The sequence below is a fragment of the Streptomyces sp. NPDC057424 genome, assembly GCF_042803315.1.
Lineage (GTDB): Bacteria > Actinomycetota > Actinomycetes > Streptomycetales > Streptomycetaceae > Streptomyces.
In genome coordinates this window covers 130,029-155,497 of sequence record NZ_JBHVCP010000012.1, presented here as the reverse complement: position 1 = coordinate 155,497, position 25,469 = coordinate 130,029, and the positions used below count along the sequence as shown (strand labels likewise).

At 71.0% G+C, this 25,469-nt stretch carries 22 protein-coding genes; 17 read left to right on the top strand and 5 right to left on the bottom strand.

Annotated elements, in window-relative coordinates:
* The first annotated feature begins 116 nt into the window (after positions 1-116).
* The 6 genes from ACFU3E_RS13575 (at position 117) to ACFU3E_RS13550 (ending at position 5,720) form a co-directional block, all read left to right on the top strand.
* On the top strand, positions 117-425 hold the full coding sequence (locus ACFU3E_RS13575) for a hypothetical protein (RefSeq protein ID WP_384156101.1): 309 nt from the start codon (positions 117-119) through the stop codon (positions 423-425).
* Positions 426-512: 87 nt separating this feature from the next.
* Positions 513-1,400: a bifunctional DNA primase/polymerase gene (locus tag ACFU3E_RS13570; protein ID WP_384156098.1), complete on the top strand. Its 888-nt coding sequence runs from the start codon at positions 513-515 to the stop codon at positions 1,398-1,400.
* 2 nt (positions 1,401-1,402) lie between these two features.
* Positions 1,403-2,881 carry an ATP-binding protein gene (locus ACFU3E_RS13565; protein ID WP_384156124.1) on the top strand — a complete coding sequence of 493 codons (1,479 nt, stop codon included), beginning with the start codon at positions 1,403-1,405 and terminating at the stop codon, positions 2,879-2,881.
* A 438-nt stretch (positions 2,882-3,319) separates the two neighbouring features.
* Positions 3,320-3,559 (top strand): helix-turn-helix domain-containing protein, encoded by a 240-nt coding sequence (locus tag ACFU3E_RS13560; protein WP_384156096.1) that lies wholly within the window; start codon positions 3,320-3,322, stop codon positions 3,557-3,559.
* Positions 3,560-3,634: 75 nt separating this feature from the next.
* Positions 3,635-4,876, top strand: a complete 1,242-nt coding sequence (locus ACFU3E_RS13555) for a tyrosine-type recombinase/integrase (protein ID WP_384156093.1) — start codon at positions 3,635-3,637, stop codon at positions 4,874-4,876.
* A gap of 64 nt (positions 4,877-4,940) precedes the next feature.
* Positions 4,941-5,720 (top strand): hypothetical protein, encoded by a 780-nt coding sequence (locus tag ACFU3E_RS13550; protein ID WP_384156090.1) that lies wholly within the window; start codon positions 4,941-4,943, stop codon positions 5,718-5,720.
* Between the two features lie 151 nt (positions 5,721-5,871).
* Here the strand turns inward: ACFU3E_RS13550 and glnA are convergent, their stop codons facing one another.
* Positions 5,872-7,233 carry a type I glutamate--ammonia ligase gene (gene glnA / locus ACFU3E_RS13545; RefSeq protein WP_384156087.1) on the bottom strand — a complete coding sequence of 454 codons (1,362 nt, stop codon included), beginning with the start codon at positions 7,231-7,233 and terminating at the stop codon, positions 5,872-5,874.
* 293 nt (positions 7,234-7,526) lie between these two features.
* On the opposite strand from glnA, the gene ACFU3E_RS13540 reads away from it, so the two are divergent.
* The gene (locus tag ACFU3E_RS13540; RefSeq protein WP_384156084.1) at positions 7,527-8,714 is read left to right on the top strand and encodes a globin domain-containing protein; all 1,188 of its coding nucleotides are present in this window, start codon (positions 7,527-7,529) and stop codon (positions 8,712-8,714) included.
* 23 nt (positions 8,715-8,737) lie between these two features.
* Here ACFU3E_RS13540 and ACFU3E_RS13535 read toward each other — a convergent pair whose 3' ends face one another.
* Positions 8,738-9,187, bottom strand: coding sequence for an RrF2 family transcriptional regulator (locus ACFU3E_RS13535; RefSeq protein ID WP_384156081.1), 450 nt, complete (start codon positions 9,185-9,187; stop codon positions 8,738-8,740).
* Positions 9,188-9,379: 192 nt separating this feature from the next.
* Here ACFU3E_RS13535 and ACFU3E_RS13530 point away from each other — a divergent pair, with 192 nt between their 5' ends.
* The 7 genes from ACFU3E_RS13530 to ACFU3E_RS13500 all read left to right on the top strand — a co-directional run bounded on the left by ACFU3E_RS13530 (position 9,380) and on the right by ACFU3E_RS13500 (position 16,029).
* Entirely contained in the window at positions 9,380-10,045 is a 666-nt protein-coding gene (locus ACFU3E_RS13530; protein ID WP_384156078.1) for a DUF3105 domain-containing protein, read from the top strand.
* Entirely contained in the window at positions 10,042-10,662 is a 621-nt protein-coding gene (locus ACFU3E_RS13525) for a DUF305 domain-containing protein (protein WP_384156075.1), read from the top strand. Before ACFU3E_RS13530 ends, ACFU3E_RS13525 begins: the two co-directional genes overlap by 4 nt.
* Positions 10,663-10,830: 168 nt before the next feature.
* Positions 10,831-12,771: a protease pro-enzyme activation domain-containing protein gene (locus tag ACFU3E_RS13520; RefSeq protein ID WP_384156072.1), complete on the top strand. Its 1,941-nt coding sequence runs from the start codon at positions 10,831-10,833 to the stop codon at positions 12,769-12,771.
* A 77-nt stretch (positions 12,772-12,848) separates the two neighbouring features.
* Positions 12,849-14,603 (top strand): NAD+ synthase, encoded by a 1,755-nt coding sequence (locus ACFU3E_RS13515; protein WP_384156068.1) that lies wholly within the window; start codon positions 12,849-12,851, stop codon positions 14,601-14,603.
* Positions 14,604-14,658: 55 nt separating this feature from the next.
* Positions 14,659-14,961, top strand: a complete 303-nt coding sequence (locus ACFU3E_RS13510; RefSeq protein ID WP_384156065.1) for an ArsR/SmtB family transcription factor — start codon at positions 14,659-14,661, stop codon at positions 14,959-14,961.
* Positions 14,958-15,353 (top strand): VOC family protein, encoded by a 396-nt coding sequence (locus tag ACFU3E_RS13505; protein WP_384156062.1) that lies wholly within the window; start codon positions 14,958-14,960, stop codon positions 15,351-15,353. Before ACFU3E_RS13510 ends, ACFU3E_RS13505 begins: the two co-directional genes overlap by 4 nt.
* Positions 15,354-15,453: 100 nt before the next feature.
* Complete coding sequence (locus tag ACFU3E_RS13500) at positions 15,454-16,029, top strand: O-methyltransferase (protein ID WP_384156059.1); 576 nt, start codon at positions 15,454-15,456, stop codon at positions 16,027-16,029.
* A gap of 59 nt (positions 16,030-16,088) precedes the next feature.
* On the opposite strand, the gene ACFU3E_RS13495 is transcribed toward ACFU3E_RS13500, so the two are convergent.
* Together ACFU3E_RS13495 and ACFU3E_RS13490 are read right to left on the bottom strand one after the other, a co-directional pair.
* Entirely contained in the window at positions 16,089-17,306 is a 1,218-nt protein-coding gene (locus ACFU3E_RS13495; RefSeq protein ID WP_384156056.1) for an MFS transporter, read from the bottom strand.
* A 136-nt stretch (positions 17,307-17,442) separates the two neighbouring features.
* Positions 17,443-18,495 (bottom strand): endonuclease/exonuclease/phosphatase family protein, encoded by a 1,053-nt coding sequence (locus ACFU3E_RS13490; RefSeq protein ID WP_384156052.1) that lies wholly within the window; start codon positions 18,493-18,495, stop codon positions 17,443-17,445.
* A 494-nt stretch (positions 18,496-18,989) separates the two neighbouring features.
* Here ACFU3E_RS13490 and panB point away from each other — a divergent pair, with 494 nt between their 5' ends.
* The 3 genes from panB (at position 18,990) to ACFU3E_RS13475 (ending at position 21,864) form a co-directional block, all read left to right on the top strand.
* The gene (panB, locus tag ACFU3E_RS13485) at positions 18,990-19,865 is read left to right on the top strand and encodes a 3-methyl-2-oxobutanoate hydroxymethyltransferase (protein ID WP_384156049.1); all 876 of its coding nucleotides are present in this window, start codon (positions 18,990-18,992) and stop codon (positions 19,863-19,865) included.
* Positions 19,866-20,032: 167 nt separating this feature from the next.
* On the top strand, positions 20,033-21,052 hold the full coding sequence (locus tag ACFU3E_RS13480; protein ID WP_384156046.1) for an ATP-binding cassette domain-containing protein: 1,020 nt from the start codon (positions 20,033-20,035) through the stop codon (positions 21,050-21,052).
* Positions 21,049-21,864: an ABC transporter permease gene (locus ACFU3E_RS13475; RefSeq protein WP_384156043.1), complete on the top strand. Its 816-nt coding sequence runs from the start codon at positions 21,049-21,051 to the stop codon at positions 21,862-21,864. Before ACFU3E_RS13480 ends, ACFU3E_RS13475 begins: the two co-directional genes overlap by 4 nt.
* 18 nt (positions 21,865-21,882) lie before the next feature.
* Here the strand turns inward: ACFU3E_RS13475 and ACFU3E_RS13470 are convergent, their stop codons facing one another.
* Positions 21,883-25,161, bottom strand: coding sequence for a BTAD domain-containing putative transcriptional regulator (locus tag ACFU3E_RS13470; protein WP_384156040.1), 3,279 nt, complete (start codon positions 25,159-25,161; stop codon positions 21,883-21,885).
* Between the last annotated feature and the right edge of the window lie 308 nt (positions 25,162-25,469).

Below are 25,469 nucleotides of genomic sequence, written 5' to 3'. Positions count from 1 at the left end.
CACAAAACCCCCCCAACTGGGCTGAAAACACACCCCCCCACACCCCCCCCACCCCCCCGGCGCGGCCCCCCACCCCGGGGGGGGGCGGCCCCGCGGCTCACCCAAGGAGCTCCGAAATGGACCACCGCACCCCGCCGGGCAACATCGCCCCGCACATACCCGCCGACGACTGGCACCGTGCACAAGCCACCGGACAGCCCGTCGTCATCGTCGTCCACAACCCCCAGACGAGCGGCATCCCGTGGCGCCGGATCCTGGTCCCCTTCGCCATCGCCGGGGCCACCGCCGCCGGGGGCTGGGGACTGGTCGCCGCCCTGTGCCTCCTGCTCGACGCCGCGGCCCACACCGCCGCCGTCATCGCCGGAGCAGCCGGACCCATCGGCATCGGCGGCATCACCCTGCGCCTCGCCCGAAACAAGACCTAGCTACGCCAAGGGCGGCCCCCTCTCGCCAAAGAACGCGGGGCCGCCCTTGCCCACCTGCCATCACTAGACCTGTGGAGGTCTCCCAGCATGACGCAACCGACCCTGATCCGGCGAGTGTACGGCGGCATGAGCGGCCTGCCCGAACCCCTGCGGACCGCGCTGACGCTGGCCGCTGCCGGTGTGCCCGTGCTGCCCCTACGAGCGGGCAAGACACCGTTCGGCAACTGCCGTACCTGCGCGGGCAACGCGTGCGGCGGCCGGCCGAACATGAAAAGTGCGGGCCCGTGCCGCTGCCCTGGCGTCTGCCACGCGTGGGCCGCCGCCACCACCGATCCTGACGTCCTCTCCTCCCCGGGCTGGATGGCCGCGTGGCGGCGGGCCGTATGCGTGGCCTACCACCCCGGCGCCGCTGGGCTGACCGTGGTCGACCTCGACGATGCGGCGGCCGTCGACTGGGCCCGTGAGACCCTGCCCGCCACCCGAGTTGTGGCGACGACGCGCGGTGAGCACTGGATCTACCGGGGCGCCATGTCGTCGCACAACGCAGTCCGCCCTGGTGTCGACGTCAAATCGTCCATGTCCTACGCCCGCTACCTCGGCCCCGGCACCGGCACCATCACCGCCCTGCCAGACGCCGTCCGCGCGCTGGACGTGAAAGAGCCGCCCGCTGATCCGCCCGCGCCCCGTTCCGTCTCCCTGCCCGCACGGTCCGACGGCGGGCAGTGCCCGCACCGCACGCCCGTCTTCTTGGAACGCGGCATCGCCATGGCGGAGCAGCGCATCACCGCCGCCCGTGGCGCGATCCACGCCACGGTGTACCGAACGTTCCTGGCCGTGCTGTCGACCCATGGCCGGTGCGGCTGCCTCACCGACACCCACATCACGCGACTGTTCACCGCCGCTCAGGCCAAGGGTGAGACCTTGCGGCACTGCACGGATGCGTGGACCAACGCCCGCACCACGTTGGGACTGTGACCATGTCCGACGACGACAAGAGCCCCGCCCGTGAGGTCATCACCGACTACGCGCAAGCGCACTTCCGGTACTTCCGCACCGCTGACGGCACCGTGTACGCGCAGCGCAACGGTCACCCCGTGGCCCGCCCGATCCGCTCGCAGGGCACCACGGGAAGCCACCGGCAGGAACTCATGGTCGGACTGTTCAAGGACGGGATCGGCGTGTTCAACGGCACCGCCATGAAAGAGGCGCTGGACTTGATCGAGGCACTCGCGCTGACCGAGGACGTGCAGGCCGTGCACATCCGCGTGGCTCCCGGTTTCGACGGGGCGACGTGGCTGGACCTCGGGCGCAGCGACGGACAGTCGGTGCGTATCCACCCCACCGGCTGGGACATCCGTACCCCTGACCCGCGTGAGGTGTGCTGGCGCCGTACCCAGCTCACCGGGGAACTGCCCCTACCCGTCAAGGACACCAGCGGAAAGGGCATCGACCTGTTGATGCGGCTGTGCAACTTCGCCACAGCGGAGACCGAGTGCCTGGCCATCGCCTGGCTCATCGGCTGCCTCGGGCCGGCGGTCCCCGTCCCGGCCCCGTTCCTCACCGGACCGCAGGGGGCGGGCAAGTCCACCGGTGGGCGGATGCTCGTGCGGATCATCGAGGGCATGAGCGGCGACCTGCGCCGCGCCCCGAAGGACGAGGAGAACCTGACCACGGCAGTAGCGGCCGGTTGGGTCACCGCCCTGGACAATCTCTCCCACATGACCCCGGACCTGTCCGACGCAATGTGCCGCATCGTCACCGGCGCCGAAGACGTCAAGCGCGCCCTGTTCACCGACGGGGACGTCTTCCGCATCGGCTACCGCCGCCCCCTGCTCCTGACCGGCATCGACGTCGGCGTCATCCGGCCCGACCTCGCCGAACGGCTACTGCCCCTGCGCCTGGAACGCCCCCGCGTCCGGCGCACCGAAGCGGAACTCTGGTCCGACTTCGCAGAGGTGCTGCCCGTCATCCTCGGCTCGCTCCTGGACCTCACCGTGCAGGTGCGCGCGGCGGAAGCGGACATCCCGACCGACCTGCGTATGGCCGACTTCGCCCACCTGTGCGCGCAGCTCGACGCGGCCACCGGCCTGGGAGCGCTCGCCGCCTACCGGGCCAGCCTCGACGACCTCAACGACGACGTCATCGAGGGCGACCTGCTGGCGCAGACCGTCCTCAAGCACGCCGCCGGCATCAACCCGGGCACAGAGCAGCGCATGACGTCCGCCGAGTGGCTGCACTGTCTCACCGGCCTCTACACGGGCGAGGACTTCCGTCCCCTGCCTAAAGGGTGGCCGACCACCGGCAAGGTGCTCTCAGACCGCCTCAAGCGGCTTCAACCCACCCTCGCCGCCCGGGGCGTTCTCATCGACTGGGGCCGCACCAAAACGTCCCGCTACATCGAGATCACGCGGCCGTCCGCCGCGCCGCCCCCGCACGAACAGGAACCGGCTTTCTGACCGCGCGGCACCACTACCGCACAAGCAAGAGAAGCACCCTGCGTCGCGTGCTCCTCTTGCTGTTCGGCGGCGGAGCCGCCCTGCGATGGGTCGCGCCGCGAAGCGGCCCGTTCTTCACTCTCTGAGCCGCGCACCACAACAGACACCACCCCCTCTCTTGTCCGAAGTAGAGAGACGCTGCGTCACCTGCGTCACTCACACCCCGTAAACGGCCAGTGACCTGCCGAAAGAGCGGTGACGCAGACGGCCGATCTCTGCGTCATCCTGCGTCACCTGCGTCACCCGATGACGAAGGCCTGTGTCACCGGTGACGCACCCTCCGGTCCTGCGTCACCTCGAAACCGCAGGTCAGAGGCGTGAATGACGCAGATGACGCGGGTGACGCAGAAATCCCCACCTCGGACAGACGCGGTCACGTCCTCCCCCGCTTGGAGCCCCATGCCAAAGCTGACAGACCCCGACCCCCGGGCCACTCTCCGGGGCGGCCTCCCGGACCGGTACCTCACGCCCGACGACATCGCCGAGATGTTCGAGGTGCCCCTGGAGACCGTCTACCAGTGGCGAAAGAAGCGCACCGGCCCGCCGGGCTTCCGCATCGGCAAGCACCTCCGCTACGACCCCGCTGACGTACGGGACTACGTCGACCAGCGCAAGCACGCCGACGCCACCGCCGCCTAAACGAACACCCACCACACAGCAGGGAGAGCCGCCCGTGCGGCTCTCCCTGCCGCATGTCGAGAGGACCACTGCCTGATGGCAGGCCACATCCAAGACCGGTGGTACAAGACCGAACCCGACGCCGCGGGCAAGCCCCGCCGCGTACGCACGGCCCGCTACGGCACCGGGATGCGCTACCGCGCCCGCTACATCGGCCCGGACGGCACCGAGAAGAGCAAGTCGTTCCGGGACGGGCAGAAGCGACTGGCCGATCAGTGGCTCGCCCACATCGAGGCGGACATGTCTCGGGGGCAGTACGTGGACCCGGCCGCGAGCCGCGTGACGTTCCGGCAGTACGCCGAGAAGTGGCTGAACACGCAGACCACCGACATGACCACGCGAGAGTCGGTGGAGTCCGCGATTCGCGGCCACGCCATCCCATACCTGGGACCGCGGCCGCTCGGCTCTTTCAAGCCGGAACACATCCGGGATTGGCTCAGCGCACTGGAACAGGCCGTCCCTGCGTCGTCGTACCGGCGCGTGATCTACAACAACGTGTCGACGGTTCTGAACGCGGCCGTGGACGACGGTCACCTGTCGAAGAACCCGTGCCACGCACAATCCGTGCGTCCGCCGGCCGCGGGAAGTGGCCGTGTTGTTCCGTGGAGCGCAGAGCGCGTCTTCGCTGTGTGTGAGGCACTGCCGGAGCAATACCGCGCGATGGTCGACCTCGGAGCTGGATGCGGACTCCGGCAAGGAGAGATTTTCGGGTTGCCCGTCGACGCCATCGCCTTCGACTCCGGATGGCTGCACATCGCGAACCAGGTGAAGGTGACGAAAGACGGTCTCGTGTTCGCCCCACCTAAGCGGGCCAAGATCCGCGACGTCCCCTTGCCGGACCGAGTGGCACACGTCCTCAAGCAGCACATGGAGGCGTTCCCCCCGGTGGAGATCACCCTGCCGTGGCTCCGGGCGGACGGTCCGCCTGTGACTAAACGGCTGCTGTTTACGCGTCTCGACGGCGCGGGCGCGGTTCGGCGTACCGACTTCAACGACCGCGCGTGGAAGCCTGCTCTCGTGGCTGCTGGGGTCATCCCCGCTCCGGAGTCTGGAGAGCGTCACCAGGCCGCCCGCGAACACGGCATGCACGCCCTCAGGCACTTCTACGCGTCCGTCCTGCTGGACGCCGGCGAGAACGTCAAGGCATTGAGTGCCTACCTCGGCCACAGTGATCCGGGGTTCACGCTCCGGGTCTACACGCACCTCATGCCGAGCAGCGACGCACGGGCCCGGAAGGCCGTGGACAGCCTCTATGGGGTCACCATTCAATCCAAATAGTCGAATACTGCATATTTGACAAGACCTGGGTTGCATACCGACTCAGCCGCCTAGGCTGATCAACATGTCCGAGACGACCACCCACGAGGTAATTGAACCCGATGAGGCTACCGACCCTGCTCCACTCTCTACGTGGAGCAGGGTTACTGCCGGGATAATCGGTTTCACCCTCTGCGGCGCAGGAGCAGTCGCCGTCTTTAAAACCGAAAACCAGGCCGGTTGCGTCGCGTTAATCCTGGCTGGCGCCCTGTTTGTGATGCTCACCATTGGCGGGAGCCCTCTTCACAGCCTGGGCTTTGGAGAAGCGCAGATGCGATTCGCCGTGCAGAAGCGCCGCCGCGAAGTTATCGCGAGCGTTAGCGACGCACCGCCGGAGGAGGCTAGGAGGACCCTAGAGGTACTGCAAGCAATCGATCCAGGTGCAGCAAACGACGCGTCGTTCCTCTATCAGTCAGCCCGAACTTACGAAGAGCTCGCCAAGCAGAGGTTCATGGCTCTTTTCCCGGACTGTGCTATCGGAGCACTGCGTCCCGGAGATCGAGGGTACGTCGATTTCCACGTAATCCGACCAATCGACAAGAGAGTCGGCGTGGATGCACTGTTCTTGGAACGGGCAGCATCGGGGATCCCGAGGGTCATGATCCTCAAGCGTGCCGATCGGGCCGCAGGCTCAATCCTTCCCACGTTGATCATGAGCAACGTGCCGCTCTCACGCGGAGCACAGCACGCTCTGGAGGAAGCTCAGGCCCGCGGCACGAAGATCCAGTTCGTCTTTTGGCAGGACGACCGACATGATCAGACGCTGCGTACAACCACCGAGGCACTATTCGCGGAAATCGAGTAGCGCAGAGACCGGCACCTGGCGTCGGGGGGCGTGCATCGAACCCCGGGACGGCCCAGAGACGGCCCAAGGGCCGCTCGCTGAATCTGGGGCTGGTGACCTACGGCCGCCAGCCCCAGAGCTCAGCAAAGCAAGAGTCGCCTCTGACCTGCCTTTACAGCGCCGGAAGGTTCTTCCGCAGCTCGAACGCCGTGACCTCGCTGCGGTACTCCTCCCACTCCTGGCGCTTGTTGCGCAGGAAGAAGTCGAAGACGTGCTCGCCGAGGGTCTCGGCGACCAGGTCGCTGCGTTCCATCAGGGTCAGGGCCTCGCCCAGGTTCTGGGGCAGCGGCTCGATGCCCAGGGCCCGGCGCTCCGCGTCGGAGAGGGCCCAGACGTCGTCCTCGGCACCCGGCGGGAGCTCGTAGCCCTCCTCGATGCCCTTGAGGCCGGCGGCCAGCAGCAGTGCGTAGGCCAGGTACGGGTTGGCGCCGGAGTCGAGGGAGCGGACCTCCACCCGCGCCGAGCCCGTCTTGCCGGGCTTGTACATCGGGACGCGGACGAGCGCCGAGCGGTTGTTGTGGCCCCAGCAGATGTACGAGGGGGCCTCGCCGCCCGCACCCGCGGTGCGCTCCGCGCCGCCCCAGATGCGCTTGTAGGAGTTCACCCACTGGTTGGTGACCGCGGAGATCTCCGCCGCGTGCCGCAGCAGGCCCGCGATGAAGGAGCGGCCCACCTTGGAGAGCTGGTACTCCGAACCGGACTCGTAGAAGGCGTTGCGGTCGCCCTCGAAGAGCGACAGGTGCGTGTGCATGCCGCTGCCGGGGTGCTCGGAGAAGGGCTTCGGCATGAACGTGGCGTGCACGCCCTGCTCCAGGGCCACCTGCTTCATGACGAGGCGGAACGTCATGACGTTGTCGGCGGTGGACAGCGCGTCGGCGTAGCGGAGGTCGATCTCCTGCTGGCCGGGGGCGCCCTCGTGGTGGGAGAACTCGACCGAGATGCCCATCGACTCCAGCATGGTGATCGCCTGGCGGCGGAAGTCCATGCCGACGTTGGTCGGGGTGTGGTCGAAGTAGCCGGAGTTGTCGGCGGGTGTCGGGCGGCTGCCGTCCAGCGGCCGGTCCTTCAGCAGGAAGAACTCGATCTCCGGGTGGGTGTAGAAGGTGAAGCCCAGGTCGGAGGTGCGGGCGAGGGCGCGCTTGAGGACGTAGCGCGGGTCGGCGAAGGACGGGGAGCCGTCCGGCATGAGGATGTCGCAGAACATGCGGGCCGTGCCCGGGGCCTCCGCACGCCAGGGCAGGATCTGGAAGGTCGACGGGTCCGGCTTGGCGATCATGTCGGACTCGTAGACCCGGGCGAAGCCCTCGATGGCGGAGCCGTCGAAGCCGATGCCCTCGTCGAAGGCCTGCTCCAGCTCGGCCGGGGCCACGGCGACGGACTTGAGGAAGCCCAGCACGTCCGTGAACCACAGGCGTACGAACCGGATGTCGCGCTCCTCCAACGTCCGGAGCACGAACTCCTGCTGCTTGTCCATCTTCCGCTTCCCCATCCTTGCTGGTCAGGCCGCCTGTCTTCCGTACCACGGGAGGCGGTCGGGCACCTGAGCATCCCACCACACCACCATTTCGTACGCGTTGCGGACCATGATCGCCCGGGCGGCCCGGGGCCGAACGCCTCACACACGGCAGGTGAACTGCTCTTCCGCCCATAGTGCCTGCTCGCACCGACATCCGTAACGGCCGGTTCCCCTCCCTGCGCCCCAGCTTAATTTGCATCTCAGATGCAAGTTTAAATATCGTGCGCACAGTCGAGCCCCGAGGAGCCCTGATGCTGTCCGAGCAGTCCGCCGCCACCGTCCGCGCCACACTCCCCGCCGTCGGCGGGGCCCTCGGCACGATCACCGAGCGCTTCTACGCCGGGCTGTTCGCGGCCCACCCGGAGCTGCTGCGGGACCTGTTCAACCGGGGCAACCAGGCCTCCGGCACCCAGCGGCAGGCGCTGGCCGGTTCCATCGCCGCCTTCGCCACCCACCTGCTGGACCACCCCGGGCAGCGGCCGGACGCGATGCTGCAGCGCATCGCCCACAAGCACGCCTCGCTCGGCGTCACCCCGGAGCAGTACCGCATCGTCCACGAGCACCTCTTCGCCGCCATCGCCGAGGTGCTCGGCGAGGCCGTCACGCCCGAGGTCGCCGCCGCCTGGGACGAGGTCTACTGGCTGATGGCGAACGCGCTGATCGCCGTGGAGCAGCGGCTGCGCGAGGAGCGCGGCGGGCACACCTGGCGGGCCTGGGAGGTCGTCGAGCGGGTCGCCGAGACCGCGGACGTCGCCACGTACCGGCTGCGGCCGGCCGACGGCGGTCCGGTGCGGGACTTCCTCGCCGGCCAGTACGTCTCCGTCCGCGTCGCCCTCGCGGACGGAGCCCGGCAGATACGGCAGTACAGCCTGTCCGGGGCGCCCGCCCCGGACCTGCGGCAGATCAGCGTGAAACGCGTGCGCGAGGCCGGCGCCCCCGACGGCGAGGTCTCGAACCACCTGCACGCGCGTGTGCGGGTGGGTGACGTCCTGGAGCTGTCCGAGCCGTACGGCGACCTGGTCCTGGACGCCGGCCCCGACACGCCGCTGCTGCTGGCGTCGGCGGGCATCGGCGTGACCCCGATGACCGCGATGCTGGCGCACCTCGCCGACTCGGGGCACCGCGCCCCGGTCACCGTCGTGCACGCCGACCGCTCCCCCGCGACCCACGCCCTGCGCGCCGACCACGAGGCCTACGCGGCCAAGCTGCCGGACGCGGCCGTCCACCTCTGGTACGAGCAGGACGCGCCCGCGGGCACCCACACCGGCCTGGCCGACCTCACCGGCGTTCCGCTCACCCCGGGCACGCGCGCGTACCTGTGCGGCCCGCTGCCGTTCATGCGGGCGGTACGGACCCAGCTGATCGCGAAGGGCGTGGCACCCGCCGGCATCCACTACGAGGTGTTCGGCCCGGACCTGTGGCTTGCGGGCCAGGACTAGGGCCCTGCTGGTCGGATCAGGCCCTATCCGTCACGGGGGTCGGCGCCCCGCGAGATCCCCAGCAGCAGTGCCCCGGTCGGCTCCGCCACGATGTCCTCAACCGTGACCGGGTCCAGTGAGGTGAAGAACGCCTCCTGGGCCCGGCGCAGGGCGGTGCGCAGGCGGCAGGCCGATTTGAGGGGGCAGGGGGTGGGGCCCTCGCAGTCGACGACGTCGCCGCTCCCCTCGAAGGCGCGGACCACGGCGCCCACCGAGGCCCTACGGCCCTGCTCGGTGAGGGTGAGTCCGCCGCCGCGGCCGCGGCGGGCCTCGAGCAGCCCCATGTGCTGGAGCTCGGCGACGACCTTCGCCAGGTGGGTGTACGGCACGTCCATGCCGTCCGCGACCTCCCGGGTCGTCGGACTCGACTCGCCCGCGACGGCGAGCCGCATCAGGACCCGCAGGGCGAGGTCGGTGGAGCGCAGCAGCCGCATGCAGGCAGCGTAGGTAATGGGAATCTGCGGTTCAAATTATCCGGCGGGAGCCGGCCCCGGGTCCCGAAGCTGTCGCGCAGCTGTCGGTGCCGTATCGATTCGGTCCATTCCGCCGACGGCTCTACGAGGCGCCACGCCTCCCCCACTACGATCAGCCCCACCCGACGTCACTTTTCCCACGAAGGACACCTCATGGGCTCCGCCAAGAAGAGCAACACGGACCGCAAGGCGCGAATAGAGGAGATGCGACGCGCCGAGCAGTCCCGTGAGCGCCGCAACCGGGTCCTCACCATCGCGGCCAGCGTCGTGGTCGTCGCCGGACTCGTGGTCGGCGGCGTCGTGCTCGTGCAGTCCCAGGACGACAAGGGCAGCACCACCGCGGCGAGCGACTCCTCGGGCAAGGGCAAGTTCGTGACGGGCAAGGACGGCGTGAAGACCTGGGAGGGGAAGCTGTCCCGCAAGCACGTCACCAGGGCCGTGAAGTACGCGTCCGAGCCGCCGGTCGGCGGCGAACACCACCGGGCGTGGATGAACTGCAACGGCGACGTCTACACCGAGCAGCTCGACAACACCAACGCCGTGCACTCGCTGGAGCACGGCGCGGTGTGGGTGACGTACAACGCCGCCGCGAAGAAGGCCGACATCGACGCGCTCGCGGCGAAGGTGAAGAAGACGCCGTACACGCTGATGAGCCCGGTGGACGACCAGAAGGACCCGATCATGCTCTCGGCGTGGGGCCACCAGCGCACGGTGACGGGCGCGAGCGACCCGAACGTGGACACGTTCCTCGAGAAGTTCGTCCAGGGCGAGCAGACCCCCGAGCTGGGCGCCGCCTGCACCAACGGGCTGTCCAAGTGAGGCACGTCGGCCTGATCGCCGGGGCCGCGGCGGCAGCGCTCGTCGCGACCGGCGCCATCACCTACGCGGTCGCCGGGGACGACGGCAGCGGCAGGACACCGTCCGCCGAGTCCGCTGACGCCGGGTTCGCCCGGGACATGGCGGTGCACCACCAGCAGGCCGTGGAGATGTCGTACATCGTGCGCGACCGCACCGAGGACGAGGCGGTCCGGCGCCTCGCGTACGACATCGCGCAGACACAGGCCAACCAGCGCGGCATGATGCTCGGCTGGCTCGACCTGTGGGGCCTGCCCAAGGTGTCCTCCGAGCCGCCGATGACCTGGATGGACATGGGCGGCATGGCCTCCGGCGAGGACGGCGCCCTGATGCCGGGCATGGCGACCAACTCCGAGATGAAGAAGCTCGGCGAGCTCAGCGGGAAGCAGGCCGAGGTCTACTTCCTCCAGCTGATGACGGACCATCACAAGGGCGGCGTCCACATGGCCGAGGGCTGTGCGGACAAGTGCGCGGTCGGCGTCGAGAAGCGGCTCGCGCAGGGCATGGTGGACGCGCAGCAGTCGGAGATCGGCCTGATGAAGGACATGCTGAAGGAGCGGGGCGCGGCGCCGCGGCCGTAGGGGCGGAGGACGCGTAAGCCTCAAATCGCCCCGCCCGGCTGTTTCTTGGGCTCTTCTTGGCCTCCGTGGAGCGCTTCTTGGGCTGCGCAATTCCCTGGCATGAACGGTTCATCGCGAGAGTGGCGACCGTCGAGTGATCCACTCGCGACGAACCGCACAGGGGGTTCCATGAGATCCAACCGCGCCACGGTGCGCGCCGGGGTGAGCATGGCAGCGACGCTGCCGATGCTCGCCGGCGCGCTGGCGCTCGGCATACCCGCGGCGCACGCCGCCGACCACCCGGTCCGCGACCTGCTGGCCGGGACCCGGCCGGCCTGGGCCACGGCCAGGACGGACAAGGGCGCCACCTCCGACGGCGCCCAGCTCTCGGCCCGGGTCTACCTCGCCGGCCAGGACGCCGCAGGCCTCGCCACCTACGCCGAGGCCGTCTCCGACCCGGCCTCGGCCTCGTACGGCAGGTATCTGACCGCCCAGCAGGCGCAGGCCCGTTTCGGTGCGACCGAGGCCCAGGTGGCGGCTGTGAAGTCCTGGCTGACGGCGGCCGGCCTGAAGGTCACCGGCGTCACGCGGCACTACGTCTCCGTCAGCGGTGACGTGGCCGCCGCCGAGAAGGCGTTCGGCACCCAGCTGCACAACTTCGCCAAGGGCTCGAAGACCTACCGCGCCCCGGCGAGCACCGCCTCCGTGCCGCAGAGCCTGGCCGACGCCGTCCTGACCGTGACCGGGCTGGACAACGCGCCGCACATGGCCACGCACGACGATCGACTGCCGCCGCCGGACACCGTGTTCCGCAACGCCGGGCCGTTCTCCTCGTACTACGGCTCGAAGACCGCGAGCACACTCCCGGACGCGTACGGCACGAAGATCCCGTACGCCGTGAAGGGCTACACGGGCAAGCAGCTGCGGGCCGCCTACGGCGCGGGCACCCGCACCGGCAAGGGCGTCCGGGTCGCCATCACGGACGCGTACGCCTCCCCGACGATCGCCTACGACGCAGGCACCTACGCCGAGCGCCACGGCGACGCGGCGTGGAAGACGGGCCAGCTGCACCAGGTGCTGCCCGGGAAGTACACGAACACCAAGGACTGTTCGGCCTCGGGCTGGTACGGCGAGGAGACCCTGGACGTCGAGGCGGTGCACGCGGTCGCGCCGGCCGCGGACGTCACGTACGTGGGTGCGGCCTCCTGCATGGACGGCGATCTGCTCGACGCGCTGGGCAAGGTCGTCGACCACCACCTGGCCGACATCGTCTCCAACTCCTGGGGCGAGGTCGAGGCCGTGCAGACGCCCGACCTCGCGGCCGCCTACGACCAGGTCTTCCAGCTGGGCGCGGTCGAGGGCATCGGCTTCTGCTTCTCCTCCGGCGACGACGGCGACGAGGTCGCCAGTTCCGGGACGAAGCAGGTCGACTCCCCGGCCAACTCGGCGTGGGTCACCGCCGTCGGCGGCACCTCGCTGGCCGTCGGCAAGGGCGACACCTACCTCTGGGAGACCGGCTGGGGCACCGGCAAGGCGACCCTGTCGGCCGACGGCACGAGCTGGACGGACTTCCCCGGCGCCTTCACCTCCGGCGCGGGCGGCGGCACCAGCAAGACCGTCGCCGAGCCCTCCTACCAGCGGGGTGTGGTGCCGGACGCGCTGGCGAAGGCCAACAGTGCCGACGGCAACCGGGTCGTCCCGGACATCGCGGCGATCGCCGACCCGAACACCGGCTTCCTGGTCGGCCAGACCCAGACCCTGCCGGGCGGGAAGAAGCAGGCCTACAGCGAGTACCGCATCGGCGGCACCTCGCTGGCCGCGCCGACCATCGCGGCCGTCCAGGCCCTGGCCCAGGAGGCCCGGGGCAGGGCGATCGGCTTCGCCAACCCGTCGATCTACGCGAAGTACGGCTCGAAGGTCTACCACGACGTCACCGACGACCCGACGGGCTCCGGCCTCGCCGTGGCCCGCGTCGACTTCGTGAACGGCTACGACGCCACCGGCGGCCTGGCCACGTCCGTGCGCAGCCTGGGCAAGGACAGCTCGCTCGCGGCCGTGAAGGGCTACGACGACGTCACCGGCGTGGGCACGCCCGCGAAGGGCTACGTCGAGTCGTACCGGCGCCGCTGACCTCCACCCGGGACGGGGGTGGTGTGGGGTGACCCACACCACCCCATTGCGTCGCACTGACGATTACACTGGGCGGCGTGCCTCAACTACGTCTCGCCCTGAACCAGATCGACGCCGGCGTCGGCGACCTCGCCGGGAACACCGAGTCGATCGTCCGCTGGACCCGGCACTCCGCCGAGCAGGGAGCGCATCTCGTGGCGTTCCCGGAGATGGTGCTGACCGGGTACCCCGTCGAGGACCTGGCGCTCAGGTCGTCTTTCGTGGAGGCCTCGCGCGCAGCGCTGCGCTCGCTCGCCGTGCGCCTGGCCGAGGAGGGCTTCGGAGAGCTGCCGGTGATCGTCGGCTATCTCGACCGCAGTGCGACCGCCCAGCCGAAGTACGGCCAGCCGGCCGGCGCGCCGCAGAACGCGGGTGCGGTGCTGTACGGCGGCGAGGTGGTCCTGAACTTCGCCAAGCACCACCTGCCGAACTACGGCGTCTTCGACGAGTTCCGCTACTTCGTGCCCGGCGACAGCATGCCGGTGGTGCGGGTGCACGGCGTGGATGTCGCCCTGGCCATCTGCGAGGACCTCTGGCAGGACGGCGGCCGCGTCCCCGCCGCCCGTTCGGCGCGGGCGGGCCTGCTGGTCTCGATCAACGCCTCCCCCTACGAGCGCAACAAGGACGACACGCGCCTGGAGCTGGTCCGCAAGCGGGCCCAGGAGGCCGGCTGCACCACGGCGTACCTGGCCATGATCGGCGGCCAGGACGAGCTGGTGTTCGACGGCGACTCGATCGTGGTCGACAAGGACGGCGAGGTCGTGGCGCGGGCGCCACAGTTCGCCGAGGGCTGTGTGGTCCTGGACCTGGACCTGCCGGCGGCCTCGGAGGACGCGCCCACCGGCGTGGTCGACGACGGCCTGCGCATCGACCGGGTGGTGCTCTCGGAGAAGCCGCTGCCCCCGTACGAGCCCGAGCTCGCGGGCGGTTACGCGGACCGCCTGGACGACGACGAGGAGGTCTACTCGGCGCTCGTCGTGGGCCTGCGGGCGTACGTCGCGAAGAACGGCTTCACGTCGGTCCTGATCGGCCTGTCGGGCGGCATCGACTCGTCGCTGGTCGCGGCGATCGCGTGCGACGCGGTGGGCGCGCAGAACGTGTACGGCGTGTCGATGCCGTCGAAGTACTCCTCGGACCACTCCAAGGACGACGCGGCCGAACTGGCCCGCCGCACGGGCCTGAACTACCGCACCGTCGCGATCGAGCCGATGTTCGACGCGTACATGGGCTCGCTGGGCCTGACGGGCCTGGCGGAGGAGAACCTGCAGTCGCGCCTGCGCGGGACGCTGCTCATGGCGATCTCCAACCAGGAGGGCCACATCGTCCTGGCACCCGGCAACAAGTCGGAGCTGGCGGTCGGCTACTCCACGCTCTACGGCGACTCGGTCGGCGCGTACGGCCCGATCAAGGACGTCTACAAGACGTCGGTCTTCCGCCTCTCCGAGTGGCGCAACCGGGCCGCTCTCGAGCGCGGCCAGACCCCGCCGATCCCGGAGAACTCCCTCACCAAGCCGCCGAGCGCGGAACTGCGCCCGGGCCAGGTCGACACGGACTCGCTGCCCGACTATCCGGTGCTGGACGCGATCCTGGAGCTGTATGTCGACCGGGACCGGGGCGCGGACGAGATCGTGGCGGCCGGGTTCGACGCGGAGCTGGTCGCGAAGACGCTGCGCATGGTCGACACGGCCGAGTACAAGCGGCGCCAGTACCCGCCGGGCACGAAGATCTCACCGAAGGGCTTCGGGAAGGACCGGCGGCTGCCGATCACGAACGGGTGGCGGGAGTCGCTCTGAGGGACAGGCCGGGAGGGACTTGATAGGCAAGCGAGCACTTGCCTATCCTGGGGTCGTGGCCGATGACCTCTTCAAAGCCTTGGCCGACCCCACCCGTCGCACCATCCTCGACGAGCTCACGGAGAAGTCGGGGCAGACGCTGTTCGAGATCTGCTCGCGGCTGAGCATGAAGCACCGGCTCGGCCTCTCACGCCAGGCGGTCTCCCAGCACCTCGCCGTGCTGGAGGCCGCCGGGCTCGTCGAGACGAGGCGGGAGGGCCGCTACAAGTTCCACGACCTGAACACGGCCCCGCTCCGGCAGATCACCGAGCGATGGCCGCCGCCCGCCCCCTCCGGACCGGAAGAGAGCCCGCCATGAGGATCCATCTCACCAGCGTCTTCGTCGACGACCAGGCCAAGGCCCTCCGCTTCTACACCGAGGTCCTCGGCTTCGTGAAGAAGTACGACGTCCCGGTGGGCGAGAAGGACCGGTGGCTGACCGTCGTCTCCCCCGAGGAGCCCGGCGGCACGGAACTGCTCCTGGAGCCCGCCGGTCACCCGGCCGTCCAGCCCTACCGCGACGCGCTCGCCGCCGACGGCATCCCGCTCGCCCAGTTCGCCGTCACCGACGTCCGGGCCGAGTACGAGCGCCTGAGCGCCCTCGGCGTCCGCTTCACCCAGGAGCCCCTGGACATGGGCCCCGTCACCACGGCCGTCTTCGACGACACCTGCGGCAACCTGATCCAGATCGCCACCCAGCCGGAGCGGTGAGCCTGCGGCCGGGTCCCACGCACACCGTCACCACCGCGACCGGCAGCCGACCGGGGTGCCCGTCAGGTAGCGTCGGGCCCGTCGTGAAGGGGGCCTGGTCATGGGTGAGCATGCCGTTCCGGCGCGCGTCCTGGCCGCGGAACGCCTCGCCGCCGAGGCCGGGTTCGAGAAGAGCTGCATCCGGGAAGTCGGCAGGCTGCTGAGGACGGCCGCCGCCGCCAAGCCCGATGGGGCCGTCGCCGAGAGCGGCACCGGGTCGGGGGTGGGTACCGCCTGGCTGCACAGCGGTCTCGGGGCCGGCGCGCGGCTCGTCACCGTGGAGCGGGACGAGGAGCTGGCCCGTCGCGCGGCCGGGATCTTCGCCGACGACCGCCGGGTCAGCGTGCTGACCGGCGACTGGCGGCTGCTCGAACAGCACGCCCCGTTCGACGTGTTCTTCTGCGACGGCGGCGGCAAGCGCGACGATCCCCGGAGGGTCGTCGAACTGCTCGCTCCCGGAGGGATTCTCGTCCTGGACGACTTCACCCCGTCGGCCGCGTGGCCGCCCCGGTTCGAGGGGGAGGTGGACGAGCTGCGCCTGTTCTATCTGACCCATCCGGAGCTGGACGCTACCGAAGTCCTCACCACACCCACGAGTTCAGCGGTCGTCGCGGCGCGGCGGCAGGCACCCCGGTAGACAGAAGGAGCGGCAGCCTGTGGGGCCGGGTCCCACGGGCTGCCGCGTGCCGGTAGCCGTCAGTGGTGCACCGCCTCCGCCTCCCGCGGGACGTGGCTCGCCACGATCCGCTCGCGTCCGGCGACCGGAGCCCGGCGCCGGTCCACCGCGTAGGCCAGCGACGCCACGGCCAGGCCGAGAACGGCCAGGGCCACACCGGCCAGGGCCGGGGAGGTGACGCCGAAGCCCGCGGCCAGGGCGAGGCCGCCGATCCAGGCGCCGCCGGCGTTGGCCAGGTTGAAGGCGGCCTGGTTGGCGGAGGAGGCCAGGGACGGCGCCGAGGAGGCCTTCTCCATGACCATCAGCTGCAGCGGGGAGCCGGTGGCGAAGGCCGCCATGCCGAGCAGGGCCACGGCCACGGCGGCCGTGGCTTCCGTGCGCATCAGCAGCGGGAACAGCGCCAGGACCGTCACCAGCGAGGCCAGGCCGCCGAACAGCGTGCCGCGCAGGGAGTGGTCGGCCAGGCGGCCGCCCAGCAGGTTGCCTGCGGTCGCACCGACGCCGAACAGCGCCAGCAGCAGGGTGACGCTGGCGCCGGCATAGCCGGCGGCGTCCGTGAGCATCGGCGTGATGTAGCTGTAGGCCGCGAAGAGGGCACCGAAGCCCGCGACGGTCGTGCCGAGCGACAGCCACACCGGGAGGGAGTTCAGGGCGGCGAGTTCGCCGCGCAGGCCCTGGGCGGTGGCGTGCTCGTGGTCGTGCGGGATGAGGAAGGCGAGCGCGGCGATCGCCGCCAGGCCGATGGCGCTGACGCCGAGGAAGGTCGCCCTCCAGCCGAGGTGCTGACCCACGAGGGTCGCGACCGGCACACCCGCGACGTTCGCGACCGTCAGGCCGAGGAACATCAGCGAGACCGAGCGCGCCTTGCGTTCGGGGGCGACCATGTTCGTCGCGACGACGGCGCCCACGCCGAAGAAGGCGCCGTGCGGCAGACCGCTCAGGAGGCGGGCGGCCAGCAGCCAGCCGTTGTCGGGCGCGAGGGCCGACAGGGCGTTGCCCACGACGAACAGTCCCATCAGGCCGATCAGGACCGTGCGCCGGGACATCCTGGCGGTGACCGCGGCCAGCAGCGGGGCGCCGATGACGACGCCCAGCGCGTACGCCGACACCAGATGGCCGGCGCCGGGTATCGAGATGTTCAGGTCGTCCGCGACATCGGGCAGCAGCCCCATCATCACGAACTCGGTCGTACCGATGCCGAAGGCGCCCACGGCGAGGGCGAGCAGGGCCAGGGGCATGAAGGAGCCTTTCGAGACTTGCTTGGAGATCCGTACGCGTATGTTCAAGTACGGAACAAAGTCTCGCAGGCGCGCTATTCCACGAGGTGCCGCCGCGGCTGCGGATTTCTGCCGGAACTCCTCTGACCAGCGACTTTCAGGAGTCGCTTGTGGTGACCCTCACACGGGCCGCGACCGGCAGATGGTCGCTGCCCGTCTGCGGGAGGGTCCACGAGCTCTCCGGTTTCAGGCCCCTGACCATGATCTGGTCGATGCGCGCCATCGGGAACGACGCGGGCCAGCTGAAGCCGAAGCCGTTGCCGGCCGCGCCCTGCGTGGAGCGCATCTGGGAGGTCACGGCGTTGAGCGCGCGGTCGTTCATCGTGCCGTTCAGGTCGCCGAGCAGGACGACGTTCTTCAGCGGCTCGTGGGCGATGGCCTCGCCGAGGTAGTCGGCGCTCCGGTCGCGCTGCCGGGCCGTGAAGCCGGCCTCCATCTTCACGCGCACCGACGGCAGATGGGCGACGTAGACCGCGAGCTGCCCGGACGGGGCGGTCACCGTGGCGCGCATCGCGCGCGTCCAGCCCATGTCGAGGTCGACGTCCTGCACGCCGGTCAGCGGGTACTTGCTCCACACGCCGACCGTGCCCTGCACCGAGTGGTAGCGGTACGTCGGCGCCAGTGCCCTCTCGTACGTGGGGACCTCGGCCGGCGTCAGCTCCTCCAGGGCGAGCACGTCCGCGCCGGAGGCGGCCACGTCACGGGCGGTGCCGGCCGGGTCGGGGTTGTCGGCGTTGACGTTGTGCGTGACCACCGTGAGGTCGCCGCCGGTAGCGGTCTTGTCGCTGAGCTGACCGCCGAAGAGGTTCAGCCACACCGCGGACGGCAGCAGCACCGCGATCAGCGCAGTGGCGGACCTGCGGACCAGAGCGAGGACGAGCAGCACCGGGACGAGGAGTCCCAGCCAGGGCAGGAACGTCTCGATGAGGCTGCCCAGGTTGCCGATCGTGTTCGGGATACGCGAGTGCAGCCCCATGACCAGGGTCAGCAGCACCGCGCAGGCGGCGACGAACAGTCCGCGCCGCCAGATCCGCGGGTCGCCCCGCCAGGGCCCCGCCAGCCGGTCGAACAGGCGCCGAAGCCGGGTTCCCCGGTGCTCGGGCCCCGAGCCGCCGTTGTCCGTCTCCGTCATGTACGCCTGCTGCGCCATACCGTCGCCTCACTGCCTGCCGTGCACACCATCGCCCCCGTGCCCTTTACGACCCTAGGGGATGATCCGTTCCGTTCCCGCCGTCCTCCGACGGCCGTACGTGGGCGATGACGTTCGAGTCCCCGCGAGGAGTTCCGATCACGCCCGCCGAAAGCGCCCTCTGTGACGAAACGCGCACACTGGGAGCCGCGGGAGGCCGAACTGACGGACGGTGAGCTGCCGGGTCGCACGCCTTCCAGCAGGGTGTCGACGGCCTGCCCTGCCTGGTCGTCGGCGAGGTCGCCGTTCCCCTGGCCGCGGCGCAGGACCCCCGGGCCGAGCCGGCGGCGCGGGCGACGACGGTGCGCGTTGCGCGTCTTACGCGACGCCCCGCTGCGAGGCCGGAGCGGAACTCACAAGGCCTCCCCTAGCCCTCGATGGCACGAGGTGCCACCATGGACGTGGTCCGGGGACGCCGTCAGGGCGCCTCGAGATGACGTGTTAGGAGCCGTGCCATGACGCAGCTTCCGGCTGCCCAGACTGCTCAGATCAAGCCCTCCGGCAGCGGCAGGGCGCTGTACGGGGGCAAGGGCACCCGCCGTATCACCGTGCGCGACATCGCCGCCGCCAAGGAGCGCGGCGAGAAGTGGCCGATGCTCACCGCGTACGACGCCATGACCGCGTCCGTCTTCGACGAGGCCGGGATCCCGGTGATGCTGGTCGGCGACTCGGCGGGCAACTGCCACCTCGGGTACGAGACGACCGTGCCCGTCACCCTCGACGAGATGACGATGCTGTCGGCGGCGGTCGTACGGGGCACCTCGCGTGCCCTGATCGTCGGCGACCTGCCCTTCGGCTCCTACCAGGAGGGTCCGGTGCAGGCGCTGCGCTCGGCGACCCGGCTGGTGAAGGAGGCGGGCGTGCAGGCCGTGAAGCTGGAGGGGGGCGAGCGTTCGCACGAGCAGATCCGGCTGCTCGTCGAGTCCGGCATCCCGGTCATGGCGCACATCGGGCTGACCCCCCAGTCGGTCAACGCGATGGGCTACCGCGTGCAGGGGCGGGGCGAGGAGGCGGCCCAGCAGTTGCTGCGGGACGCGAAGGCCGTGCAGGACGCGGGTGCGTTCGCGGTGGTGCTGGAGCTCGTTCCCGCGGAGCTGGCCGCCGAGGTGACGCGGGTGCTGCACATCCCGACCGTGGGCATCGGGGCGGGCCCCGAGACCGACGCCCAGGTGCTGGTGTGGACCGACATGCTGGGTCTCACCGGCGGGCGGGTGCCGAAGTTCGTGAAACAGTACGCCAACCTGCGTGAGGTCATGGGTGACGCGGTGAAGGCGTTCGCCGACGAGGTCGTCGGCGGAACGTTCCCGCAGGAGGAGAACTCCGTCCACTAGAGCCACAGCGGTACCACGGACAGCCCGCCGATCGTCCCCCGTCGGCGGGCTGTCCCCTTTCCGGGACCACCGGGCGCCGGGGCCGCCGGGACCACCGACAGCGGCTGTCGGTGGTCTGTCGGTGGCCTGTCGGTGCTTTGTCGGTGGGCACTGGGACCGTCTGTGCCATGACGCGAATCGACACACGAACCGGCGGCGCCGCTGTCACCGTGCGGGGGCTGGTGAAGCACTACGGCGAGACCAAGGCTCTGGACGGGGTCGACCTGGAGGTGCGGGAGGGCACCGTGATGGGGGTGCTCGGGCCGAACGGGGCCGGGAAGACCACCCTCGTGCGGATCCTGTCCACCCTGCTCTCGCCCGACTCGGGGCAGGCCACGGTGGCCGGGTACGACGTCGTACGGCAGCCGCGGCAGCTGCGACGGGTGATAGGGCTCACCGGGCAGTACGCCTCCGTCGACGAGAAGCTCCCCGGCTGGGAGAACCTGTACATGATCGGCCGGCTGCTCGACCTGCCCCGCAAGGAGGCCCGCTCGCGTGCCGACGCACTGCTGGAGCGGTTCTCGCTGACCGAGGCCGCCAAACGGCCCGCGAGCACCTACTCCGGCGGTATGCGGCGGCGGCTCGACCTGGCCGCCTCGATGATCGGCCGGCCCGCCGTCCTCTTCCTCGACGAACCGACCACCGGCCTCGACCCGCGCACCCGCAACGAGGTGTGGGACGAGGTCAAGACCATGGTCGGCGACGGCGTGACCGTGCTGCTGACCACGCAGTACATGGAGGAGGCCGAGCAGCTCGCCTCCGAGCTGACGGTCGTGGACAAGGGCAAGGTCGTCGCGGGCGGGGGCATCGAGGAGCTCAAGGCCAAGGTCGGCGGGCGGACCCTGCGGATCCGGCCGGCCGACGCCCTGCACCTGCGGCCGCTCGCCGGGTTCCTGGACGAGCTCGGCATCACCGGGCTCGCGACCACCACCGTGGACACCGGCTCCGGCACCCTCCTCGTCCCGATCCTCAGCGACGAGCAGCTGACCGCCGTCGTGGGCGCCGTCACCTCCCGCGGCATCACGCTCGCCGCCGTCACCACCGAACTGCCCAGCCTGGACGAGGTGTTCCTGTCCCTCACCGGCCACCGTGCCAGTGCCCCGCAGGACACCGCGCCCGCCGAGGACCTCCAGGAGGCCGCCGTATGAGCGCCGTGACCGTCGACGACGCCAAGATGGACGCCCGCATCTCGCCGCGCGGGCACGTGCGGCACACCGGTGCCCTCGTCCGCCGCAACCTGCTGTGGATCCGACAGGACCCGGAGTCGATGGCCGACGCCCTGCTGATGCCGGTCATCTTCACCCTGCTGTTCGTGTTCGTCTTCGGCGGCTCGATCGGGCAGGCCCTCGGTGGCGGGCAGGACCAATACGTGCAGTACGTGATCCCCGGCATGATCGCGATGATGAGCATGACGCTGTCCCAGGGCGTCGGCACCGGCTTCAGCCAGGACTTCAACTCCGGTGTCATGGACCGCTTCCGGTCCCTGCCCATCGGGCGCGGCTCGGTGCTGTTCGCGAAGATCTCGGTGGAGCTGCTGCGCATGCTGTTCGCCACCGCCGTGCTGATGATCGTCGCCGTCGCAGTCGGTTTCGACATCAACGACTGGCCCGGGCTGTTCGCGGCCGTGGCCCTGTCCACGGCGTTCGCCTCATCGATCATGTGGGTGTTCCTCACCCTGGGCGTGATCATGAAGAGCGCGCAGTCCGTGCAGGCGATGGGCTTCCTGGTGCTGTTCCCGCTCCAGTTCGGCTCGTCGATCTTCGCGCCGACCACGTCGATGCCGGGCTGGCTGCAGGCCTTCACCGACTACAACCCGCTGTCCACGCTCGCGGACGCCGCGCGCGGTCTGATGGTGGGCGGGCCGGTCGCGCAGGACCTGTGGGTGACGCTCGGCTGGTCGGTGGCCATCACGGCCGTGATGGCGCCCGTGGCGATCCACAAGTTCCGGACCAAGAGCTGACCGGACACCCGGTCCGCGTCAGACGAGGGCGGCGGCCTCCTCGGGGGAGAGGCCGCCGCCCTCGGCGTACGCGGCCTCGTACGCCGGGTCGCCGAGGACCGCACGCACACTCCGTTCCGCCTGCTCACGGGCCACGCGCTCCTGCCGCTGGGCGACGTGCCCGGGCGGCAGCAGCGCGTCCGCGGCGCCGAGGCAGCGCGCCCCGTCCGCGGCGCGGCGCCCCCCGTCGAGGCAGGCCAGAGCTCTCGCCCCGATGGCCAGGGGCACCGCGCGCAGCTGCGGTGCGATGGCGGCCGAGAGCGGGTCGGCGGCACGCTCCAGCGCCGTGCGGATCCGGTCCAGGCACTCGTCGTAGCGTTCCTCCTCGGCGTCCAGCCAGGCCTCCGCGCCGAGGATGAAGGCGTCGAAGACGACGAAGTGGGCGATGTGGAAGTCCTGGCGCAGCCGTCGCAGTTGCTCGCGGGCCTCGGCGAGGCGGCCCGTCATGCCGAGCCGGCCGGCGAGGAACAGCCGGGCCGCGGGCATCGCCTCGCTGTGCGAGTCCCCGCGCTGGGCGATCACCTCGCGCAGCAGCCGCTCCCCGCGCTCCCCCTCGCCCGCCTCCAGCAGCGCGCTGCCGAGCCGGGCACTGAGCACGGCCGCCTGGGCACGGGCGCCCAGGTGCTCGGCGTGGCCGATGGCCGCCTCGTAGTCGGCGGCGGCCAGTGCGTAGGCGCCCTTGCGTTCGTGGGCCTCGGCGCGGGCGGAGAGGGCCTCGGCGGTGCCCCAGGCGTCACCGAGGCGCCGGTAGATCTCCAGCGACTCGTCGGCGTCACGGGCGGCGTCACCGGCCCAGTCGACGCGGTTGGCGGAGAAGTTGGCCCGCATCTGCAGGCCGGAGGCGAGCTCCCACTCGAAGCCGGGGGTCTGCCGGCAGGTATGGATGGACGCGTCGATGATGACGCGCAGCCGGTCCATGTCGCCGGTCAGCATCACGGCGAAGAACCACAGCAGGCCGGGGAGCCGGCAGTTCTGCGGCAGACCGGGCTCGTAGGTCCGGGCGATGGTGCGCAGCTTCTGCTGGGACCGCGGGCTCTGCCAGGCGTCCAGTTCGGTGTCCATGCAGGCGAGATGGGCGAGGTGGATGCCGCGCCGGGCCTCCGCCAGCACCTCGCCGGTCATCGGGGGCGGGGCGTCGGTGCAGCGCTGCCACACCGCGGTGGCGGGGCGGACGGGCTCGGTGAAGGGGTCGGGGCCGAGCGCCATGACCTCGCGGCACCAGTTGCGGGCCTCGATGCGCAGGTCGCGCATCTGCCAGTACCAGACGAGGGACAGCGCCAGGCACAGCGCCTCCTGCTCGTCGCGCAGGGCGACGGCGTGCCGCAGCGCGGTACGCAGGTTCTCGTACTCCCGCTCCAGCCTGCGGATCGCGGCGAGCTGGCCGGGACCGCGCAGCAACGGGTCGGTGACACGGGCGAGTTCACGGAAGTACGTCAGATGCGCCCGCTCGGCGTCGGCGCGCTGCCCGGACTCGTCCAGCCGTTCACCGGCGTACTCGGCGACGGTCTCCAGGAGCCGGTAGCGCATCTCCTCGTCGGCGGACCCGCCGGGCGGGGCGGCCACGACCAGGGAGCGGTCGACGAGGGAGCCGAGCGCCTCCAGGGCGGCCGGTCCGCACACGGTCTCGGCGGCGGGCAGGTCGCAGCCGCCGGCGAACACCGACAGCCGCCGCAAGACGTCGCGTTCGTCCTCGTCGAGCAGGTCCCACGACCAGTCGACGACGGCTCTGAGGGTCTGCTGGCGGGGCAGGACGGTGCGGCTGCCGGAGGTGAGGAGGCGAAAGCGGTCGTCCAGCCGGTCGGCGATCTGGCGGGGCGTGAGCATCCGCAGCCGGGCCGCGGCGAGTTCGATGGCCAGCGGCAGGCCGTCGAGACGCCGGCAGATCTCCGCGCACGCCCCGGGGTCGTCCTCGATCCGGAACCCTGGCCGGGCCGCGGCACCCCGGTCGGCGAGCAGCCGCAGGGCGACGGGCTCGGGCAGCGGCTCCACCGGACGCAGCAACTCCCCCGGTACGCCCAGCGGTTCGCGGCTGGTGGCCAGGACGGTGAGGTCCGGGCAGCGTGCCAGCAGCTCCTCGGTGAGCCGGGCGGCGGCGTCGGCGACGTGCTCGCAGTTGTCGAGGATCAGCAGCATCCGGGGTCGGGAGCAGTGCTCGGCGAGCCGCTCGACGGGGTTGTCGAGCCGGTCGGCGACGGCGGCGCGGATGCCCTCGGCGCCGGCGCCGTACAGCACGGTCTCGCGGGCCCCCACGGCGGTGAGGACGGCCTCCGGTACGGCGTCGGGGTCGTCGACGGGGGCGAGTTCGGCCAGCCACACACCGCCGGGCATGGCCTCGCGCACGGTCTCCGCGGCCTCCTGCGACAGCCGGGTCTTCCCGGCGCCGCCGGGGCCGAGCAGGGTGACCAGCCGGGCCGCCGCGAGATCCCCGCGGATGGTCTCGATGTCGGTCTCCCGGCCGATGAAGGAGGTGAGGCGGGCCCGCAGATTGCCCACGGACCTGCCGGGTCCCCCGGCGGCGGGCGCGGGTACGGGCACGTCCCCCAGACTCAGCAACTCCGCGTGCAGATCACGCAGTTCCGGCCCCGGGTCGGCGCCGAGGCGGTCGGCGAGCAACCGCCGGACATCCTCGTAGGCTTCCAGCGCCTCCGCCGCACGGCCGGCGTCCCGCAGGGCGCGCAGGCGCAGGGTCTGGAGGGGCTCGTCCAGGGGGTGGCCGTCGCACAGGGCGGTCAGCTCCGGCAGCGATTGCCGGGCCTGGCCGAGGGCGAGGGAGGCGGTGTGGCGGGCGCGCAGCACGTCCAGGCGGCGGGTGTCACAGCGGGCCGCTTCGGCGGTGTGGTCGGGCAGGTCGGCGAGGGCCGGGCCGCGCCACAGGGCGAGGGCGTCGTCGAGGAGCACCGCGGCCTTGGCGGGGTCGCCGTCGGCCAGCGCCCGCACTCCCTCTCCGGCCAGCCGCTCGAAGCGGTGCAGGTCGATGTCGTCCGGCGGGGCCGTGAGCCGGTACCCGCCCTCGACGGAGACGACCGCGTCCGCCCCGAGCGCCCGCCGCAGCCGCCCGACCAGCGCCTGCAGCGCCCCCGCCGCGTCGGCGGGCGGCTGTTCGCCCCACACCTCGTCGACGAGCAGCCCCACGGGCACGGTCCGTCCGGCCCGCAGCGCGAGCACGGTCAGTAACGCGCGCAGCCGCGCCCCACCGACCGGTACGACCGTCCCGTCGGTGCGGAGCGCCTGCGTGGTGCCGAGGATGCGGTAGTGCACGGGCTCATTGTCTCCGGTGTACAGGGGTGGGTCACTGCGGGTCGACGGCGGGGCGGGGTGTTCCGGGGCCCCGAGGGGGCGTCAGGGGCGTCGGCGCCGCCGGGCGCGGTCGGCTGGAGCCGCCGACGGACTCGGCCGAGGCGGCGAGCCCGGAGCGGGACGGGACGGGGACAAGATCCAGCCGCGGGCGGAAGTCTCACGGCGGCGCGCGGGCGATGCGGCAGGAGCGCACGCACTCCCCATCGGGAACATCCGCGCCCGAGCGATGCGTGAGCGGATGGACACGTGCCACAGTCCCATGCCCCCAG